Origin of the sequence: Pseudorhodobacter sp. (genome assembly GCF_030452865.1) — a bacterium.
In the GTDB taxonomy this organism is placed as follows: Bacteria; Pseudomonadota; Alphaproteobacteria; order Rhodobacterales; family Rhodobacteraceae; genus Pseudorhodobacter.
In genome coordinates, this window is record NZ_JAKDLJ010000287.1 from 1 (window position 1) to 4,843 (window position 4,843).

The following is a 4,843-nucleotide window of genomic DNA, read 5'->3' on the forward strand; positions in this document are numbered from 1 at the left end:
ATGGTGGTGCTGTTGCGTACCTTCGGGCGCAGTCGCGATATTGTGGCGCTGTTTGCCCAACTGCGCCGGGAGGCGGCATTGGGCGATTACGGCCACTTTTTGCGCAACACCGCCTTTGTCGTGCTGGATGCGTCAAACGGGATCAGCAAACGCGATTACAGCACGGTAACGGCGGGGGGGATGTTCAATGTCTTTGTCTATGCCGGGGCCAATCTGGGCGGCGGCGGCAATATGGCGCAAGTGATGCTGCACGCCCGAAAAGGGCTGGAGGCCGCAAGCGTCACCCCCGATGAAGTGCTGCTGTTGGATGATGATCTGGGGATTTCGCTGGAAAGCCTGCGGCGCAACTGGGCGGCCAGTCTGTTTCGCAGCGATTCTACCATGTTCACCACGCCGGTATTTCGCCAGAACAATCGCCGTGTTCTGTGGGAAGACGGCTCCATGTGGGGGCGGTTTGCCGGGGGGTCGATCACCGGCAAGCGCGAGGTGATCCGCCCGCGCTTTCTGCGCCACGGACGCGAGATCACTGGAATCGAAGGGATCGGGGATCTTGCCGCCGCGCATTACCCCGAATATTCCACCTTCATCTTTCAAAGCCTGCCCTACGCCGCATTGACAGATATCGGCTATCCGGCGGCGTTTTTCCTGCGTGGCGATGATATTGAATATTCCTTGCGCGGCCGGGCGCGCGGGCATGGCGTAATGTCCAACCCCAATCTGGCCTCCTGGCACGAACCGGCCCACTCCTACGGACAGGAATATATGTCGAGCAGCCACGGCCTGATCGTGAACCTGTGCTACGGGCAGGAAAATGCCGATACGCTGGTGCAGTTTTTCCTGCAACGCGCGCTGTCGCATCTGGGCGTGGCGGACCCGTTGGGGCTGGAACTTTACGCCAGCATCCTTGCCGATATCAATGATCGTGAGATGTTCCTGACCCATGGTTTTGCGCCGCGCTATGTCAAGCGCCTGGGCGAATTCCGCCGTTTCGATCAGCGGTTTGAACAGCTTCCGCCCGAGATCATTCAGGAAATTCTGGATCAAAGCGATGCCAGCCATGGGCAGGCCGAACATCACTTTTTCATGTATATGACGCCGGAATATCCCATCGACCGCAGCGCAGGTGCGAAGGCCGCCCATGCCTCCAAGGATTTTCGCCGCGACACCGCCTCACGCCAACCCTTGACGCAAGTGATCCTGACCAATCCGAACAACTGGACGCAATATATCTATCGCCCGCAAGACGGCGCACATGGGCGCACTGTGGCCCGCGCCGCCACCCGGCTTTATGCCGAGATCGACCGCTTTGCGGAGAATTTTGAGGCGTTGAAAGCCCATTACAACGAGCGTCTTGCCATATGTATGGAAGAGCCATTCTGGCAAGAGGAACTGGCCGCTGTGACAGGCGATCCGGCAGTGCTGATATCGGGGCACCGCAATGGGTGATTTCGGACCGGGACTGGGTGCCGAACGGGGCCAACCGCAGCTTTTGCGCGCCCCCGACCCGCTGCCCGATTGGCCGGGGCTGGCGCTGCGTGATGGCTACCACATGGCCTTGCGGGCCGCAGGGGCGGCTACACCGCTTTATCTGGACGGGGTATTCGCCAACCGCCGCGTGACCATGGCCAAGGGCATCCAGCATCCCTTTCTCGGCACGCGTTGGAAATGCGTGATGGTGCCGGGGCAGGCGGATATCTGGCGGTTGGTGTGCCAGAATGACGATAACTACAGCCTTGGCGCCGATGCCCCCGGTCTGGGACTGGAGGTCGCTGATCCCAACCATGTTTTGCGCCCGATGCAATGGCTGCTTTACCGACTGAAAGACCGGTTGCTTGTCCGCTCCAAAGACGGGGATTGGCTGGGCTGCAAACGGGGCACTCCATTCTGTGGCCCGGTTGATGACCTGACCGACCCCACCTATCACTGGACACCGGAGAGGTATTGGTAATGTGGCCCTTTCAATCCAAGCCCAAGGCACGGCCGAGGCTGGTACTGCATGTCGGCACCCATAAAACCGGAACCACCTCTATCCAATTGGCGCTGCGCGACAATCGCGCGACCTTGCTGAAGGCCGGGATTTGCTATCCCGACCCCGGACGCGACCCGCACCCGGATCTGCCTGCGCATAATTTCATCTATCGCGCCACGTTGGACGGGCCAGAGGTGATGGCCGCAGAACGCGCGTTGATCTGGGAGGAATTTCGCGCCAGCCGCGCCAATTGCCTGATCCTGAGCGAGGAGGGATTAAGCCTGCCACGCGACAAGTTGCAGGCGTTCTTTGAGCCATGGAAAGATGTTTTCGACATTTCCATCGTTTGCTATTTGCGCAGGCAGGATCGCTATGCGGAATCGCTCTATTCCCAATATGTGCGCGAAGGCAAGGACATTGCCCTTGGCACCATCGAGAGCTTTCTTGAGGTGCCAATGATCGCCGCGCGTTTTGCGTATCACCGCAACCTGACCCGCTGGGACAGTTTTGGCCCCGTCCATGCGGTGAACTATGACCTGTTGAAAAGTGACGCGCTGCACCGCCCAATTTTGGACGCCGCGGCGCCGGGCCAAACGTTGAAAATCGCCCCCCCGCCGCAGGCCAATGTCAGCCCGCCGGCTGGGGCGATTGAGGTGATCCGTCAGATCAACCGGCTGGGCCTGGACTATGCTTTATGGCCTTTGGTGACACGGTTGCGTCGAGCGCCGCCGGAGGCGTTGGTTCCAATGCTGTCCCGCCGGGGGATGATGGGGTTCAGCCTGCGACAAAGGTTCATGGCCGGACTGGCACCGGCAAACCAAACCCTGGCGGAGGCGCGCGGTGTGGTGTTTTCACCAGATATGCCGGACGAACCCGCTACTCCGTTCCATGTCGACATCCCCGAAGCCCTGATCCGGGATCTGGCAGCAGCATCGTTGGCGGGCAAACCATAGCTTCAGGCAAAATGCGGGCATTTATTTCAGAAAACCCCGGTTTGCCTTATCGGGGCCATACCAGCGCCCAATCTTGTGCATTTATCGCTTTCATACGGGGTAGCTGAAAGATAATTGTAAACTGGGCGGGCATAGACAGCGACCCAAGCCATTCGTCGAGCCCGCCAGAGGAGATCCTAATGCCCCTAAGTGACGCAGAACAACTAATGCTGGAACTGGTCAACCGGGCCCGTCTTGATCCGCTCGCCGAGGCGGCGCGCTTTGGGATCGCTCTCAACGCGGATTTGCCTGCGGGAACGCTCAACGGTAGTGCCAAACAGGTCTTGGCGCCGAATGAACTGCTGAACAACGCCGCAGATACGCAATCACAATGGTTGCTGGACACTGGTTTGTTTCAGCACGAGGGACCGGGCGGTAACGCACCCGCCGACCGCGCGTTCAATGCAGGCTATGTCCGGACCGGTTGGTTTGGGGAGAATCTGGATGTCCAGGGTACCAGCGGCGTGTTGGATTTGAACACCGTCATCGTCACCCAGCATGAGGATCTGTTTCGTAGCCATGGTCACCGTGAAAATATCCTGAATGGCAATTATGAAGAGATAGGCATCGGCCAACTGGCCGGCACTTTCTCCTTCGCTGGCATTGGCCCGCTCAATAGTTCCATGGTGGCGCAGGAATTCGCCCAGAACGTGCCGAAGGTCTTTGTAACCGGGGTGATATATACGGACAAAGACTCCGATGGCTTCTATTCGATTGGAGAGGGTATTTCAGGCTATGCTGTTTCCGCCCAAGGCGATAGCACCAGCAGCCAGTCCACTGGCGGCTATGCCCTGGCGTTGACGCCTGGTGCGAATGTCGCTGTCACGCTTGGCGGCGGGATTGAGGTGCTGGCTGATCTGGCTTCTGAAACCGGCAAGATTGATGTGGTAGGGGGCGATCTGCTGCTCAGTTCCGTCAACCTGGTATTGGTCAGCAATATCAACAAAGCCGCGCTTTTGGGCGTTGCCAATCTGTCTTTGGAAGGTGCCGGCGGTGCCGATGACCTGACTGGCAACAAGGGCAACAATACATTGATGGGCCGCGCCGGTGATGACCGGATCGAGGGGGGTGACGGCAACGATCTGCTGCGCGGGGATGATGGCAATGACTATCTGCATGGCAATAGCGGCAATGATACCGTTTCCGGCGGTGTCGGCAATGATGAGGCCATCGGCGGGCCGGGCGATGACATGGTGTCAGGCGGCGATGGCAATGACACGCTGACCGGCGGCAATGGGGCCGACACGCTGGATGGTGGCGATGGCGATGATCTGATCTTTGCCCAAGCGGGCGATGATGTTGTCTATGGCGGTGATGGCCGGGATTCGGTGCATCTGGGCATCGGCAGCGATATTTATGTAGGCAACGGCAGCGGCTCTGACACCGTGCGCGGGTTGGCGGGGCATGACACGATCACCGGCGGCAGTGATGGTGATCTTCTGATGGGGCATCTGGGCCATGACGTGATTGATGGTGCAGGCGGCAATGACACGATTGAAGGCGGCATCGGCCATGACCGGCTTTCTGGCGGCGATGGGAATGACCTTCTGGACGGCGCACCCGGCTGGGACACGATAGAGGGCGGCGCAGGCAATGACACGCTGATCGGAAGCCTCGGGAATGACCAGATGACCGGGGGCAGCGGGGCCGATACCTTTGTCTTCACCGCCCGCAGCGGTTGGGATACCGTCACCGACTATGAGGATGGCACCGATATCCTGAACATCACCTACGCCAGGGCCAGCTATGCCCAGTTGAATATCGCGCAGGACGGTGCAGATGTCACGATCTGGTACGGCTCCGGCGGAATTGTGCTGCAAGACACCCATCTATCGCAAATATCGGCGGATGATTTCATCTTTGGCTGATGGCGGCGGTTGCC

The 4,843-nt window shown here is 59.3% G+C and carries 4 protein-coding genes; all 4 read left to right on the forward strand.

All coding sequences use genetic code 11. From position 1 onward, the window contains the following. Nucleotides 1–1,446 (forward strand): glycosyltransferase family 2 protein (locus L0H65_RS14680; protein WP_301459793.1); only part of this gene is annotated, 1,446 nt, incomplete at its 5' end. Beyond that, entirely contained in the window at nt 1,439–1,948 is a 510-nt protein-coding gene (locus tag L0H65_RS14685) for a hypothetical protein (protein ID WP_301459794.1), read from the forward strand. The genes L0H65_RS14680 and L0H65_RS14685, both read left to right, overlap by 8 nt. Further along, a complete protein-coding gene (locus L0H65_RS14690) occupies nt 1,948–2,922 on the forward strand; it encodes a hypothetical protein (RefSeq protein WP_301459795.1) in 975 nt (324 codons plus the stop codon). The genes L0H65_RS14685 and L0H65_RS14690 overlap by 1 nt, the downstream gene beginning before the upstream one ends. A 179-nt stretch (nt 2,923–3,101) precedes the next feature. Then, a complete protein-coding gene (locus L0H65_RS14695; protein WP_301459796.1) occupies nt 3,102–4,829 on the forward strand; it encodes a CAP domain-containing protein in 1,728 nt (575 codons plus the stop codon). Nucleotides 4,830–4,843 lie beyond the last annotated feature (14 nt).

What these genes read in the sequence shown, in the direction of transcription:
- L0H65_RS14690 (WP_301459795.1), top strand. Translation starts at nt 1,948, where the DNA reads ATGTGGCCCTTTCAATCCAAGCCCAAGGCACGGCCGAGGCTGGTACTG.
- L0H65_RS14695 (WP_301459796.1), top strand. Translation starts at nt 3,102, where the DNA reads ATGCCCCTAAGTGACGCAGAACAACTAATGCTGGAACTGGTCAACCGG.
- L0H65_RS14685 (WP_301459794.1), top strand. Translation starts at nt 1,439, where the DNA reads ATGGGTGATTTCGGACCGGGACTGGGTGCCGAACGGGGCCAACCGCAG.